Source organism: Fibrobacter sp. UWB16, from assembly GCF_900215325.1.
In the GTDB taxonomy this organism is placed as follows: Bacteria; Fibrobacterota; Fibrobacteria; order Fibrobacterales; family Fibrobacteraceae; genus Fibrobacter.
The window spans coordinates 274,289-288,980 of sequence record NZ_OCMS01000003.1; the positions used below are offsets into that span (position 1 = coordinate 274,289).

The following is a 14,692-nucleotide window of genomic DNA, read 5'->3' on the forward strand; positions in this document are numbered from 1 at the left end:
AAATTGAAAGCGTAAAAATTCAAAATGTTTGCGAAAAGGTAGTTGAAAGACTACCTTTTTAGCGAAATTTCTTAAAAAATCGAGTCGTGATGGTGGTATTATACCACCTTTGCTGAAAAAATAATGGATTCCCTCCCCTATCGTGCTACGCACTCCAGGGTCGAGAATGACGTCGGGGATGACATTGCGTTAGTGAACTTGCTTAATGCGTTTCTCTTTTCCGTAGGGCTTGGTGACGTACACGAGGGCGGTGGTGAGCGTGTAGTCGGCAACGAGGGCGGCGGCAAGGCCAATGATGGAAAGTAATCCGACGTTGTGCAATGCGCCCATTGGGCTAAAGATGAACACGAAGAACATCGCACACAGAATGAATGTTGTCATGCCCATCGTCTTTCCGATTTCGCGGTAAGAGAGCAATAGCGCTTTTTTGTAGCTGCCGGTGCGTTCGTAACCGTATTTGATGTGGTTATTCATGTGGATAGTGTCGTCAACGGCGATGCCCAAAATCATCGGCATTACGATCATCGTTATCATGTCAAGAGGCATTCCCGAATAGCCCATGACGCCACCGATTAAAAGTACGGGGGCGACGTTTGGAATCATGCCGATAAGACCCGCCTTGATGCTCCCGAATGCGAGAATCATCATGATGGCGATAATCACGAATGATCCTCCGAACGAACGCAATAGTCCGTTCACGAGCTTGCCGTTCATTTCGGCGTAGTTTACGACTTCACCGACGATTGAAGTTTTGGCGTCCGGGAAAATTTGCACGGCGTACGATTTTGCGGAATCGAGGTCTTCTACGATTTTCTTGGCATCGTATCCGGAAAGTTCTATGTGGATAAATGTTGTTTTGTAATCTTCGTCCATGCGCTCAAAGAGTGCATCGGCATCTGAAATCTCGTAGAGGAACAGCAGTTGCGTAAGCATGTCTTGCGCGTCAGGAATCTTGTAGTATTCCGTGCTGTCGGCGTTAAGTGTGCGGTTCATTTCTTTCACGAGCCGCGTTACGGATTGCACGCGGGGCTTGTCGCCTGAAATTTTTGTGAGCTGGAGCGTACCGAGCTTTTGTTCTAGCGTTTCGATGCGTTTCATGTTGGCGGGATCTTTCAGTGCGTCGTTGTCGTTGAATTCAACCATCACGTTGAAATCGTAAAGGCTTCCGAGCTTACCGCTGAGCATGTCCATGAGTCTTGTGACGAACGGAATTTTTTCGCCCATCGTTTTTGTGTAGTCCATGTTCACGTCAATGTTCATCACGCCAGGGATTTGCGCTAACATTATGGCGGCTGAAATCGCGGCGACGATGCCGCTGTGCCTGCAAACTTTGCGTCCGAAGAATTCAAAGAGAATATCGGCTTTGGTGGCGCCTGCCGCTTTCACTTCTGTCGGGTCGGGCTTTGCGTTTTTGCCGAAGCTCATAAGAATCGGAATCAAGATGATGACGTACAGATAGACCATGAAGACGATGCCTGCCGAAATACCGCCAATCCAGCGAATCGGGCGGATGCCTGCGAACAGGAACGAAATCAGCGAGGCAACGGTGGTAATGACGGTAAAGAGAATCGGCCAGCCAGTTTCTTCGACAGCATTTATGACGGATTCGCGGCGGTTGCCCGTGCGCCTAAAATGCATGCGGAACGAATTGATGTAATGGATGGAATAGCCGACCGAAAGTGCCATGCCCAAAAGTATGGGGAGCGCGACCATGCTTTCGTCGCCGACGATACCGAGCCAAGCGTTTACGCCGAGTACGGATGCGATGCCTCCGACGGTTGCAATGGCAGGGACGATGACTCCGCGCAAAGAGCGTACGAATAAAATAAGGCATGCGAGCATGACGGCGAAGCCGAAGATGATGCGCATAGCGCATTCACGCGAGATGACTTCGTTTTCTTCCATTTCAGTGTAGCTCATACCGGTCGGCAAGAACTGGAATTTATCGCTTTGGAATTCTTCGGAGAGGATGACGTTGCGGGCGAAAGGTGCGATGCTGTCTTTGCCGAAATCAACGCCGCCTTCGTATGATTTCAACGAGAGAATAACCCATGTTTCTTTTGCGTCGTCAGAGACGATGTTGTTCACGAGCGATTCTCGGCTCATGATGAGCGATTTCTTGGCGGCGAGTTGTGCTGAATCTGTCGGGATGCCGCTTTCGAATGGGTCGATGACTTCGAATCCCTCATCATTTGCGATGGGGATGGATAAGTTATGCGTGAGTGAAACGACGCGGTCAGCGTAAGGGACTTCATTTTCGAGGCGTTTTGAAAGTCGGTCGATGGCGCTTAAAACTTCGGGCGCAAAAACATCGTTAGCACGGACCATCACCATATAGCCGTCATCGCTGCCGAAAACGTCATTGAAGTGCGCCTGGTCGATTTTGACTTTGTCCCAGTCGTCGAACCATTCTTCTTCGCTGGCTGTCATTTGTAGTTGCGGAAGCCCGAGGCATGCGGCGAGAGTCACAAGAATTGTTGCGAGTAAAATTAGCCAACGGAATTTGACTTGAAAACGCCCCAGACGGGCGAAAACTTTATTAACTCGAGAAACTTGCATATTTCCTCCCCAAAAATTTTGCCCGAAAATAACATAACGAGTTTTGTTTTTCTACTCCATTCGGACGCGGAAAAAACTGCAATGCATATATATCTGGTTTTAAAGTTAAACAAGGCTAAACTGCGTCTAATTGGAGTAGAATTTTTCGCGGGAATTTTCAAGTTTTGGCGACCATGAGAACTACTGGTAAAAAATCTTCGAATACATTGGTGCGTGACCTCGTGAATGTGGGCATTTTTGGTGCACTTTACCTTGTTCTTTCTGGACTTGGAGCGAGTATCGGTTTTATTCCTGCGTTTATTGTGGTTTCCACATGCGCGGTGAGCTTGGTGACGAGCGTCCCGCTATTCCTTTTCTTTTCGAAAGTAGAAAGACCTTTACTTTGCTGCGTGCTAATCTGCACCCTTTTCGGCGTTGTCATGATGTTCTCTGGTCATGGAATATCCTATGGCTTGCTTTGCGTGATGTATGGCGTTTTGGCGGGTCTTTGCTTAAAGCTGTTCCATAAAAATTTTGTGGGTTGCCTGCTTGCCAATGTGATGATTAGCTTTGTGCCTTCTTCGATGATGATTCCGCTTTGGTCCTCGACCGAAGAATATTTGGCATATTGCAGTTCTGTTTGTGATAGCGCCTATATCGCTCACTTGGCGGAACTCTCGAGTAGTTATTGGCCTTTGATTGGACTTTTTGGATTTGGTGCCGCAGGCGCTGTGGTGGGTGGCTTCATTGCTCGTCGCATGATGAAAAAGCATTTTGAACGCATCGGACTTGCAAAATGATGTCATTGCACGTAGTGCATGACTGTCGGTTCGGTTATGGACAAGCTGCAGCTTGTCCGCAACTCTCACCTTTTACGTCATTGCGAGGAACGAAGTGACGAAGCAATCTAGGAATCTTGCGTTTGCATTAGATCCGCGTACAAAATTGTTTTTAGCGGCGGTGGCAAATGGTATGATTTTTTCCGCTCCGCTAGTCTATAGCTTGTTGATGGTTGTTGTAGCGTCTATTTTGCTGTTGCTTGAGGGAAAGTGGAAATTTGTTTGCACTTTCTTTTTTGTTTATTTGTGTGCCGGCTTTTTCTTTGGTCAGGCGAAAAATTTGGATATCGGTACTTCGGGTACGATTATTCTTGCGTCGTTGTTCTTAATGTACCGTATTATGCCGGCCTGCGCTGTGCTTTATTATGTGATAACAACTACCAAGGTCAATGAATTTTTGGCATGCATGTCGCGAATGCATGTTTCGAACAAGGTGACGATACCCTTGATTGTGATGATTCGATTTTTCCCGACGGTGTATGATGAATCCCGTGCGATTGGCAATGCCATGAGAATGCGCGGAATTCGCTTGTTAAGTTTGCGAACTTTAAAAAGTCCAGTGGCGTTTCTTGAATATCGGCTGGTTCCGCTTTTGGTTTCTGTTACGAAAATTGGTGATGAACTTTCGATTGCGGCGGTGACGCGTGGACTCTCGGCAGAAACAAAACGCACCTGCATTGCAACGATTGGATTCCGCTGGGTGGATTTTGTTGTAATTGCGTATTGTGTTGCTGTTGTTTTGTTTTATGTCATTCCCGGTTTAACCGGGAATCTCCCTTCCGTATAGCATTGAAAAGGAGATGCCCGCTCGGAGGCGGGCATGACAAGGTGGAAAAATGAACATTTCTCTAAAAAAAATTTCCTTCTCTTACTCTGATTCCCTTGACGATGCGATTCTCAAGAATTTGAATCTGGAAATTCGTTCGGGCGAATGCGTTGTGCTGGCGGGTGAATCGGGATGCGGAAAGACGACGATTTCAAAACTCATTAACGGTTTGATTCCGCATTACCATTCGGGAACGATGGATGGCGATGTGTTGCTCGGTGGCAAGAATACCTCCGATATGACGCTAGCCGATATTTCACGAGTTGTGGGTTCCGTTTTTCAGAATCCGCGTTCGCAGTTTTTCAACATTGATACGGATTGCGAACTTGCTTTTGGCTGCGAAAATTTGGGAATGGATCCCGAAGAAATCAAACAGCGCGTGGAGAATGTTGTTCAGGAATTTCATTTAGAGCATTTGCTTGGCCGTAGCATCTTTAACCTTTCGGGTGGCGAAAAACAGAAAATCGCGTGTGCGTCTGTTTCGGCGACAGGACCTGAAATTTTTGTGCTGGATGAACCTTCTGCAAATCTGGATCTCAAGACGATTGCGGATTTGAAGGAAATTGTTTCGCGATGGAAAAAGGCGGGGAAGACGGTCGTTATCGTGGAGCATCGCCTTTACTATTTGCGTGATGTCGCCGACAGAATTTGTTATGTGAAGGATGGGCAAATTGCGTACGAATGGACTCCCGCAGAACTTGAAGCCAAAGGCCCGGAATATGCGGCAAGCCTCGGACTGCGCTGCATGAATTTGGAAATGTTGAATTCAGTCTGTCATCCTGGAGCCGAAGGCGATAGGGACCATTATTTCTCGTGTTCACAATTGCGACGGGATTACCAGCCTTGTGACGTCATTGCGAGCGAAGCGAAGCAATCCATAGCGAAATCCATTGTCTTTACGAACCTGACATTTGCGTATCACAAAAAGCATCCAATTCTCGATATTGACCGTCTTGAACTCCCATGTGGACAAATTACGGCACTGGTTGGCCATAATGGTGCGGGCAAATCGACGCTTGCCCAAGTGCTGTGCGGCTTGCAGGGCTCTTGGCGTCAAAAACGAGCAGCTTGCAAGCGTGGCACATACTTGATTATGCAAGATGTGAACCATCAGCTTTTCACCGAAAGTGTCTTGGACGAAGTCTTGCTCGGCATGAAACCGCAAGACGAGAACTTGGCGCTTGAAATTCTTGAAGGCCTCAATCTCAAGCAATATGCGGACAATCATCCGATGGCTCTTTCGGGCGGGCAAAAACAGCGTGTCGCTATCGGCAGCGGAATTTCGAGCGGGTGCGATGTCGTTGTCTTTGATGAACCCACAAGCGGTCTTGACTATCGGCAAATGCTTGCTGTTTCTGCAACGCTTAAAAAGCTTGCCACCAGCGGAAAAACGCTACTCGTGATTACGCACGACCCCGAATTTATATTGAACAGTTGCCAATCCGTGATTCGCATGGAACGCGGGAAAATCGTGGAACAGTATCCGCTGTTAGGGAATGAAGAACGACTTATCAAGACGATGGTTGAAAGTTTTGGGACTTTTTTACAATAATCCTTATTTAGTTGTGTATTTGCAGTTTTTGTTGGAATGTAAAAAAACAATAATATGCAAAGAACCTATATTTTTATGAGATGTTGAATTAGGGTATTGCTTTTATTCCTATGAATAAAAATCTGTTAAGGAAATGCATGCTAAGGATTTGTTTGATACTCTAAATTCGTCTAAAAAATCGTAAAAAAGGAGATTTTGGGATATGGCGAAGAGTGCATTTTTTTTAGTACTGCTATTTTTTGCGATTTGTCATGCGGAAAATCTTATTTGTAATAATACAGAAGAATATAATATAACTGAAACAGGGTGTTATTCTTTTGGTGATGAATTTGTTTTTGTAAGCGATGGTAAACCGAAATACGAGAAAGATGGGAATGAATCAGAAACAGGTTTGACTTGTTTTGACAGGTTTAGCTTTTCTGCAAATAGGAAAACAAAAAAATTTTCGAAAAATGGATTTCACTATGATGTCTGGATGCTTGACCAATATTGCTGTAAATATCAAATATTCCGAACAAACGAATCTCGCTGGGGAAATGAAAATGATGGCTATGTCGATTTTTCTATTTATGGAGATTTTGGTGTGTTTTTTTCAGAGTGTGAATATCAAGAGACCGACCTGATGGATACCATATTTACTGTAACTAAGTTGCAAAAGCCTTTTGATGAAGTCGATATTTTGAATTTAGCTACTAATGTGGGAGAAATGTTTGGCTCTAGAGAAAATGCTATGATGAAAATTGCTGTACTCTATTCTCTTGTAGAAAAAGCAAATGGTAATTATCCATTTAAAATATATCGACAAAATGGAACTCTTAAATACATTGGTAGTGTAAATCTTGGCTTTTGTATGAGTAAAAATGGAAAAAGGGCTTTGGATTTTACAAAAGGACCTTTAAATTGTAAATAACAAGGGATGATCGGTTGTAGGAAAAATATTATGAAAGAATTAATGCTTATCTTCATTGCAATAGAAATTTTTATTTGCTCAGTGGGAATTGCTTTTTTTAGTGCTTCTGATAGCGAAAAAAATAATATAAGAAGCTTTTTTTTAAAGAAAGAGAATACTTATATTCCTGATGTTAAAACATTGGTTATTGAAATTGCTATTCCAGAATTTGTTCCTTGTAAAAAAAGGAATATGATGATTATTTTAAAATAAAATATTTTCAAAATGACTCAACACCCTTGTTTTTTGGGAAGGTAATTCTCAAATTTTTTGATAAAGATGGCAAAACTTATTCTCCTTATATTTTTGAGGGGAATTCTATTTCTGTGGCAGAATTGCATAAAATATCATCAGAAGAATTACAGATGAAAATTTTTGAGAATTGTATCAAAAAGGATTCCATTGTTTTGGAAGGTGGAGAATCTAAAAGTGTTGTTGATGCTTTATCTCGGCATTTGATGCTTATAAGAGATCGTTCATATGATGGCCGTATTGTTTTGTCTTTTCGCAGAGATGAAAAACGCAGTGAAAAAGTATTTTTGAAAACTGTAGAATTGGATTCTACTTGTGAATTTGGAAATTCTGTTCAAACTGAGTTGCAGTATTTGGGAGAAGGAATTGTGTATTTTTCTGTAACGACGACAGGTCCCTCGTATGGTATAGAAAATGTTAAAATTGTCGATAAATGGAAAAGTGACTATATTCCTATATTAGATTTGTGTGATGAATGCAAGTTTAAAAAGATTGATTCGAATCGTTGCGAACTCTCTGGAATGATTGAGACAACAAAAGCTCGTGCAGATGCTTTGTTCCGTTTTATGGATCCCAAGATTGAGTTCTTTGCGTATCCACCCAGCGAAAAAATAAAAAAATGGCAAAGTTAGATTTGTGCTTTGAAAATAAAGATGTTCTTAATGGACAGAATGATTTGAAAAAGATAGATAAGGACGTATATCGTACTAAAAAAAATAGGTGTCCATCTAAGAAGTTGAAAGAACATTATGGAAATTATGGTGAATATGAAATGTTAGAATGTAATGGTAGTAACTGTCGGTGGCGGTATGAAAAAGGTGATGATAGTTGGTACCGAAGCTTTGAATGTGGTAAGGGGAAAACTTATGAGCGTTATTAAATATGAATCTTGAAAGATTGATGTTGAAAAAAGTTATTCTCCAAAAATAATTCGTTAATATCCATTGGCAGAAAATGAAGAACGACTTATCAAGATGATTATTGTCCGCATCTCCTTCTGAAACCTTAATTTTTTTAATGCTTATTCCTTTTTCTCGCGGAAGGCTTTGGGCGTCATTCCTGTCATACGTTTGAAAAATTTCCCGAAGAAGCCAACGTCAATAAAGTTCAGTTCGTTGGAAATTTCTTGAATGTCCTTTTGCGATGATTGCAAAAGAACTTTTGCGTCTAGGGCTATATATTCGTCAATCCATTGCTTTGCGCCTTTGCCGCTCATTTCTTCAACGACTGTAGAAAGATATTTTGGGGTGACGAAAAGTTCGTCGGCGTAATGTTTGACGCTGTGATGCTCGCGGTGTTCTTCTTCGACTTTTTGCAAGAAAGCGTTGAATAAAGCTTTCTTGCGGTTGGATCCTTGCGGTTCGTAGTTCTTTTGCTTTACAAAGTCCATGCATTCAAAGACGATGGAAATGACTAGGCTTTTGATAATTTGGTAGTGGTATGGATTATTTTTTGTAACTTTGATTTTTTCTTGCAGATGCCTGAAAGATTTTTTTATTTGATCGAAATCTTCTCCGTCCCTTTGCTGGATGGGCGCTTGCTTTGCGGCCTGAAAAAGTTGCAAACTGTCTTTGACTTGTGACATTAAATCGTTCATCGTGTCTATAGAACATGCGATACATAACGGTTTTATATCATCGCTTGTTTGAATGACATGAATGATTTGCCCGGGGAATGCAACAAAAATACAGCCTTTTTCAAGCTCGTATGTTGTTGTATTCACTTCGATTGTGCTGTGGCCTTTTTCAATCAAAAATAATGCGATACCTTGTAGGTAAAAATAGCCGGATGTATCAAACCCTTCAATGTTTTCAAAAAAGACAATTTTCCCTGGAACAGTGTTGGACTGCTTTAAAAAATCTAATAGGGAAAGGTCTGCCTTTTTTATGTTGTTTACATTTGTGGGTTTTCTTTTCATAAAAACTAAAAACGATGATTTGAAATTTCTCCTTGTAAAAATTACCTCAATTTTGCCTAAAAAGTCACTAAAAAGTTTGAATTATGGTAAAAATTTCTGTTTTTGGCGAAATTTTAACCTTATAATTGACGAGCCTAAATCATATTTTTTAAAGTATGAATACGAAATTGTACATACTTCCTCTTTTGATATTGTCTCTTGTTGCTTGCGAAAGTGACTTCAATTCTCGCAACGATAAGAAAATCGCTCAGAAAAAAACGCCGATAGTTAAAGTCGAGACTATTGTCGCTAAAAATTCGAATGTCGGCAGCTCGTTGCGTTACGCGGGTTCTGTAGCCGAAGTCGCGACAACGATGGTGAGCTTTTCTTCGCCGGGGACGGTGAAGTCAGTGCGTGTGACCGAAGGCAAAAAGGTGAACAAGGGTGCGCTCGTGGCGACCTTGGATGATACTTCTGCAAAGAGTGCTCTGGAAATCGCTTCTGCTTTAAAAAATCAGGCGGAAGATGCGCGCGCCCGTATGGAAAAGTTGCACGAGAACAAGACCATCTCTGAAATCCAGTGGATGGATGTCGAAAGTAAGTACAGGCAGGCGATTGCCGCAGAAAAGCTTGCGCAAAAGGCGCTGGATGATTGCAAACTTTACGCCCCTGCAACGGGAATTGTGGCGGGCAAATCGCTTGAAGTCGGGCAGAATGTGGTGCCGAGCGCTCCTGTGTTTCGCATCGTGAATATCGCGACGGTTAAGGCGGTCGTTGCCGTTCCTGAAAAAGATGTGGCTTCGCTCAATGTGGGTGATAAGGTTGAAGTTCGCGTCGGTGCGCTTGGTGGTAAAGCTTTTGAAGGGAAGATTACAAATAAGGGGATTTCTGCAAACCCGCTTTCGCGTTCTTACCAAATCGAAGCAGAACTGAAAAATAAGAGCGGCGAACTTTTGCCGGGAATGCTTTTGGAAATGACCATTGATAGCAAAAATTCTGTGACGGGTGTTGAACTCCCTGCATCCGCTGTACTTTTGGATGAATACAATCGCTCTTTTGTTTGGGTTGTCCGTGGTGGAAAAACGACAAGAAAAAATGTTGAAACCTCTCTAGGAAATGGTTCGCAGCTTTTGGTGCAAGGAATTGACGATGGTGATTCCGTTGTGGTAAAGGGTATGTCTAAGGTGGGCGAGGGTGACCGAGTTCAAACGGCAAATCAGGCTGTTGCTCGATAGGGGGATTCTATGAAAAAGAAACGTTCCTTTGTTGAAATAGCCATGCGCTATCGCGGCATTGTGTTTATGCTTTGCTGCTTTTTGGTGCTGTTTGGCATTTATGGCCTTTCCGCCAACCGAAAAAATGAGTTCCCTGAATTTACGGTGCGTCAGGGCGTTGTGATTGCAGTTTATCCAGGTGCCACTGTAAAAGAAGTTGAAGACCGTGTTACGAAACCGCTTGAAGACTACATCTTTACTTACGGCGATGTCAAAAAGAGCAAAACGACTTCTATGACTCGCGATGGCATGGCGATTGTTCAGGTGGCGCTCGAAGATTACGTGTATGACAAAGATGGGTTTTGGAGTCGCTTTAAGCATGGTGTTTCGCAGTTCAAGTCGAGTTTGCCTGCTGGAGTCCTTGCGATTATTGTGATGGATGATTTTGGCGATGCTTCGTCGATGCTTTTGGCGATAGAAAGCAAGAATAAAACTTATCGTGAATTGGGTGAATATCTTGACGGACTTGCGGATAACTTAAGACCGCTTGAAAGTGTCGGCCGCATTACGCGTTTTGGCGAACAGAAAGACCAGATTTCTATTTATCTGGATAACGAAAAACTTTCCCAATATGGGCTGGGCTACAAGTCGGTGACCGCGTTCCTTTCGGGGCAAGGCCTCGTGAATATTGCGGGAACCTTAAGGGACGGCGATTACAACCACCCGATTTATGTGGAAAGTGGCGTGAATTCTTTAGAAAGTGTCCGCGAAACAATTGTCTTTAGTGCGCCTGACGGAAGTGTGGTTCGCTTGAAAGATGTAGCCCGTGTGGAACGCGAGTATCCCGATCGTACGGCCTACATCGAGGTGAACGGCAACAAGTGCGTGATGCTTAGCATCGAAATGAAAAAAGGCCACGACATCGTGAAAATGGGCAAGGAAATAAAACAGGTGCTTTCGGAATTTGAAAGCAGCTTGCCTGAAGAAGTCAAGATGTTCCGCATTACGGACCAGACGGAAGTTGTTGGCAAAAGTATTGATGACTTTTTGAGAGAAATCTTGGTTGCCGTATTGGCGGTTATTATTGTGGTCGTTCTGCTGCAGCCCTTCAAGGTGGCGCTGATTGCGGCTTCGACTATTCCCATATCCATCTTCATTTCGCTTGGGCTTTTCTTTGGCCTCGGCTACGAAATAAACGGTGTGACGCTTGCAGCTTTGATGGTGTCGCTGGGAATGATTGTAGATAATTCCATCGTGATATTGGATGATTATCAAGAACGAATTTATGGGCCTGGTTCTCGTTGGAGGGCGGCGGAACATAGCGCTGTGCATTTCTTGAAATCGATTTTTTCGGCAACGCTTGCCATAAGCATTACCTTCTTCCCGTTCTTGGTGACGATGAATGGAATGTTTAGCGATTTTGTGACAACATTCCCGTGGGCGGTGACTATCGTTCTTTCGATTTCTTTGCTCGTGGCGATATTTATTGTTCCCTATTTGCAATTTGCTTTCTTAAAACCGAAGACAAAAAAGAAGAGCAAGTATTCTTTTGAGAGCGTCTCGAACTTTATCTATGAACGCGTTTTGAGAACTTGTTTCAGGTTCCCCAAATTGACCATTCTTGTGGCGGTTATTTGTGTTGTCTTGGGCGCGGTTATGATTATTTCTCGCCCCATAAAACTCATGCCGATTGCGGAACGCAACCAGTTCTCTGTGGAATTTTATTTGCCGAACGGGACTTCAATTAATCAGACTTCTGCCGTGGCGGATAGCATGAAGTGTATCTTGGAAAAAGATCCGAGAGTCACCTACATTACGACATTCAAGGGAATGTCTTCGCCGCGTTTTCATATGACTTATGCACCGCAATTTGCCGGTGAAAATTTTGCGCAGTTTATCGTAAATACCGAAAGTGCTCATGCTACAGAAGAGATTATCAAGGAGTATTCGGAAAAATATGTAGATCATTTTGCAAATGTATTTGTGCGCTTTAAACAGCTCAGCTTTAGCGATGCCGCTTCGCCAATAGAAATTAGAATCTCTGATGGAACGGATGAAAACCGTAAAGTTGCAAGTGATAAGGTGAAAAATTATTTGCGGGGTCTCCCAGGTGTTTATCTTGTTCGCAGTTCCTATGGAGAACCTTTGAGCGGCATTAAAGTTTCGCTTGACGAAAATGCTTCGAAACTTGGGGTGAACCAGTTTTCTGTCGAGGCGATGCTTGCTTCTCGCTACAATGCCGGATTCCCGATTGCAACTCTTTGGGAAGGCAATAGAAATGTTCCTGTAGTGCTTAAGGGAACGCATGCTGATTCTGCAAGTTTCTTGAATCTTGAAAATGAACAAATCGCAACTTATGGCGGACTTTCTAATGCGCCGCTCCGCCAGATTGCGGAATTCTCGCCTGTATTCAACGAGGGAGCGCGCGATAGAAGGAATGGTCTCCCGACGGTGACGATTTCTGCCGAAGTTTCGCCTGGCGTCAGTGCGAATGACCTTGCTTTAAAGCATTTTGAATCGCTGAAAAAGTTGACTGCTAGCGAAGGTGTTAAATTGGAGCTTGGTGGCGAAGCGGCCTCTGTTATCGAAACGCTTCCTGGACTCCTTAAAGGTCTCGTCGTGGCTGTTGCCATGATGTTCCTTATTATGGTGTGGCACTTCCGTAGAATTCGTACGGCTCTTATGCTCTTCTCGTTATTGTCGCTTTCCACTTTCGGCACGGGCGTTGCTATGTGGATTATGGATTTGGACTTTACGATTACGGGTGTTCTTGGTATGGTGAGTCTGCTTGGAATTATGGTGCGTAACGGAATTATCATGATTGACTATGCTGAGGAATTGAAGCGTGATGAGCATTTGGATTCTAAAAATGCCATCTATAATTCGGCACTTAGGCGTATGCGCCCGATATTCCTGACTTCGGCGGCGGCCTCTGCGGGCGTTTTGCCGATGATGCTGAGTGGTGATGGCCTTTGGGTGCCTATGGCAATCATTATTTTCTGGGGGACGCTTGTAACGATGTGCTTGATTTTGACGGTGCTGCCCGTTGCTTATTGGGGCGTAAGTTGTATGAAGTTCAGACGCAGGAAAGTGATTAGTGGTTAGTGGTTGGTGATTAGTGATTAGGAAAAAGTAGGTGGTAGGCGGTGGATGGTAAGAAGTAAACGTTCTCTTTGCGTCATTCTGAGGACCGAAGGGACGAAGAATCCAGGGAGTTTATAAAATGAATAAATTGAATAACATAATGGTTGCTCTTATTTTTAGCGTTTCCGCTTCATTTGCGGCGGATGTTTTTACGCTTGATGATTGCTTGCGTGTTGCCCGCGAAAATAATGCGACTTTGAAGAGTGCAAAAGTGAATCGCCAAATGGCCGAAGAAGCCGAAGGAAGTGCTTTCCCGGCGTATTTCCCGAAAGTGTTTGCCGGTGGCTTTGCCTTTATCGCAAACGATTTCTTGGTGAAACAAAAAATGGACTTCTCCAAAGAAATGGAGGGCTTGGGGCAACAAGTTGCACCCGCTATGATGCAGGCGGGGATAGACCCTTCTATGTTGGCGGGGCTTCCGACGACATTTAATATGGGAATGGTTGATAAAGGAATTATTGGGCATTTGACTTTGATTCAGCCGATTTTTGTGGGCGGACAAATTTACAACGGCAATCAGCTTGCCAAAATTGGAACTCGTGCTGCCAAATTGCAGGAAACTCTTACCGAAACGGAAATCCGCAAGAATACGGAGACCTATTACTGGCTCATTATTTCGCTTAAGGAAAAGTTGAAAACACTTGCTGAAGCTGAAAAACAGGTGGATGGAATTTATAGCGATGTCCAAGTTGCTGTGGATGCCGGTGTCGCTGTGAAAAATGATTTGCTCCGTGTGGAGCTCGAAAAGAAGAAATTGCAAAGCAATCGTTTAAAACTTGAGAATGGAATCTCGGTCGCAAAGCTGATGCTGGCGCGGCAAATGAATCGCGACAATGCTGATTTTGACCTTGCCGATGCTGATCTTTCTCAAGTTACTCCGCCTGAATCTTACGCAATTTCTGCTGATGACGCCGTTGAACGCCGTGCCGAAAGCAAGTTGCTTGCCATCAGTCGCGAAGCTGCCGAAAAGGAACGCTCAATGGAGCGCGGCAAGGTGCTGCCTACGGTTGCTGTGGGCGCGAGCCTTTTGTATCAAAACTTGCTTGATGACGATGCTGTAAATGGTGTGCTTTTTGCATCGCTTACAGTGCCGATTTCGGATTGGTGGAGCAATAGCTATTCTACCGCCAAGCTTGACTTGAAGGCGCAAAAGGCGGCGATTGACGAGGTAGAAAACAAGAACTTGATCAAGGTGGATATTGATGCCAAATGGAACACGCTGAACGAATCCTTCAAACAAATAGAAATCAGTCGTGATGCCATTGCCCAGGCCGAAGAAAACTTGCGCATACAACGTGAATTTTACAATGCGGGCACTGCGACGCTCAGCAATCTGCTTGAAGCTGAAACTTTGCGGCAGCAGGCTGCGGACTCCTACACCGAAGCCGTTACGGGGTATTACACCGCTGTCTGTGCGTACTTGACGGCGACAGGCCGGTAAGCAGAACGGTTGCGGAAAAATGAAAACGGATGCCGAGTTT

Annotated in this window: 12 protein-coding genes; 10 read left to right on the forward strand and 2 right to left on the reverse strand. The window is 43.9% G+C overall.

What is annotated here, in order from left to right; translation table 11 throughout:
• Positions 1 to 189: 189 nt before the first annotated feature.
• Entirely contained in the window at positions 190 to 2,559 is a 2,370-nt protein-coding gene (locus tag CRN95_RS10975) for an RND family transporter (protein ID WP_097020906.1), read from the reverse strand.
• Positions 2,560 to 2,732: 173 nt separating this feature from the next.
• Here CRN95_RS10975 and CRN95_RS10980 point away from each other — a divergent pair, with 173 nt between their 5' ends.
• The 7 genes from CRN95_RS10980 (at position 2,733) to CRN95_RS11010 (ending at position 7,836) form a co-directional block, all read left to right on the forward strand.
• Positions 2,733 to 3,338 (forward strand): MptD family putative ECF transporter S component, encoded by a 606-nt coding sequence (locus CRN95_RS10980; protein WP_097020907.1) that lies wholly within the window; start codon positions 2,733 to 2,735, stop codon positions 3,336 to 3,338.
• A gap of 94 nt (positions 3,339 to 3,432) precedes the next feature.
• Positions 3,433 to 4,164: an energy-coupling factor transporter transmembrane component T gene (locus CRN95_RS10985; RefSeq protein ID WP_097021059.1), complete on the forward strand. Its 732-nt coding sequence runs from the start codon at positions 3,433 to 3,435 to the stop codon at positions 4,162 to 4,164.
• 49 nt (positions 4,165 to 4,213) lie between these two features.
• Positions 4,214 to 5,755, forward strand: coding sequence for an ABC transporter ATP-binding protein (locus CRN95_RS10990; protein ID WP_097020908.1), 1,542 nt, complete (start codon positions 4,214 to 4,216; stop codon positions 5,753 to 5,755).
• Between the two features lie 202 nt (positions 5,756 to 5,957).
• A complete protein-coding gene (locus CRN95_RS10995; protein WP_097020909.1) occupies positions 5,958 to 6,665 on the forward strand; it encodes a hypothetical protein in 708 nt (235 codons plus the stop codon).
• A 30-nt stretch (positions 6,666 to 6,695) separates the two neighbouring features.
• Entirely contained in the window at positions 6,696 to 6,917 is a 222-nt protein-coding gene (locus tag CRN95_RS11000) for a hypothetical protein (protein ID WP_097020910.1), read from the forward strand.
• Between the two features lie 26 nt (positions 6,918 to 6,943).
• Positions 6,944 to 7,588, forward strand: coding sequence for a hypothetical protein (locus CRN95_RS11005; protein ID WP_097020911.1), 645 nt, complete (start codon positions 6,944 to 6,946; stop codon positions 7,586 to 7,588).
• On the forward strand, positions 7,576 to 7,836 hold the full coding sequence (locus CRN95_RS11010) for a hypothetical protein (protein ID WP_097020912.1): 261 nt from the start codon (positions 7,576 to 7,578) through the stop codon (positions 7,834 to 7,836). The genes CRN95_RS11005 and CRN95_RS11010 overlap by 13 nt, the downstream gene beginning before the upstream one ends.
• A 141-nt stretch (positions 7,837 to 7,977) precedes the next feature.
• Here the strand turns inward: CRN95_RS11010 and CRN95_RS11015 are convergent, their stop codons facing one another.
• Entirely contained in the window at positions 7,978 to 8,874 is an 897-nt protein-coding gene (locus tag CRN95_RS11015; protein WP_097020913.1) for an AraC family transcriptional regulator, read from the reverse strand.
• A 155-nt stretch (positions 8,875 to 9,029) separates the two neighbouring features.
• Between CRN95_RS11015 and CRN95_RS11020 the strand changes: the two genes are divergently transcribed.
• From CRN95_RS11020 to CRN95_RS11030, 3 genes are all read left to right on the forward strand, one after another.
• Positions 9,030 to 10,088 (forward strand): efflux RND transporter periplasmic adaptor subunit, encoded by a 1,059-nt coding sequence (locus CRN95_RS11020; protein WP_097020914.1) that lies wholly within the window; start codon positions 9,030 to 9,032, stop codon positions 10,086 to 10,088.
• A 9-nt stretch (positions 10,089 to 10,097) separates the two neighbouring features.
• Positions 10,098 to 13,172 (forward strand): efflux RND transporter permease subunit, encoded by a 3,075-nt coding sequence (locus CRN95_RS11025; RefSeq protein WP_097020915.1) that lies wholly within the window; start codon positions 10,098 to 10,100, stop codon positions 13,170 to 13,172.
• A gap of 118 nt (positions 13,173 to 13,290) precedes the next feature.
• Positions 13,291 to 14,652 (forward strand): TolC family protein, encoded by a 1,362-nt coding sequence (locus CRN95_RS11030; RefSeq protein ID WP_097020916.1) that lies wholly within the window; start codon positions 13,291 to 13,293, stop codon positions 14,650 to 14,652.
• The last annotated feature ends 40 nt before the right edge of the window (positions 14,653 to 14,692 follow it).

What these genes read in the sequence shown, in the direction of transcription:
- CRN95_RS10975 (WP_097020906.1), bottom strand. Translation starts at nt 2,559, where the DNA reads ATGCAAGTTTCTCGAGTTAATAAAGTTTTCGCCCGTCTGGGGCGTTTT.
- CRN95_RS10980 (WP_097020907.1), top strand. Translation starts at nt 2,733, where the DNA reads ATGAGAACTACTGGTAAAAAATCTTCGAATACATTGGTGCGTGACCTC.
- CRN95_RS10990 (WP_097020908.1), top strand. Translation starts at nt 4,214, where the DNA reads ATGAACATTTCTCTAAAAAAAATTTCCTTCTCTTACTCTGATTCCCTT.
- CRN95_RS10995 (WP_097020909.1), top strand. Translation starts at nt 5,958, where the DNA reads ATGGCGAAGAGTGCATTTTTTTTAGTACTGCTATTTTTTGCGATTTGT.
- CRN95_RS11000 (WP_097020910.1), top strand. Translation starts at nt 6,696, where the DNA reads ATGAAAGAATTAATGCTTATCTTCATTGCAATAGAAATTTTTATTTGC.
- CRN95_RS11010 (WP_097020912.1), top strand. Translation starts at nt 7,576, where the DNA reads ATGGCAAAGTTAGATTTGTGCTTTGAAAATAAAGATGTTCTTAATGGA.
- CRN95_RS11015 (WP_097020913.1), bottom strand. Translation starts at nt 8,874, where the DNA reads ATGAAAAGAAAACCCACAAATGTAAACAACATAAAAAAGGCAGACCTT.
- CRN95_RS11020 (WP_097020914.1), top strand. Translation starts at nt 9,030, where the DNA reads ATGAATACGAAATTGTACATACTTCCTCTTTTGATATTGTCTCTTGTT.
- CRN95_RS11025 (WP_097020915.1), top strand. Translation starts at nt 10,098, where the DNA reads ATGAAAAAGAAACGTTCCTTTGTTGAAATAGCCATGCGCTATCGCGGC.
- CRN95_RS11030 (WP_097020916.1), top strand. Translation starts at nt 13,291, where the DNA reads ATGAATAAATTGAATAACATAATGGTTGCTCTTATTTTTAGCGTTTCC.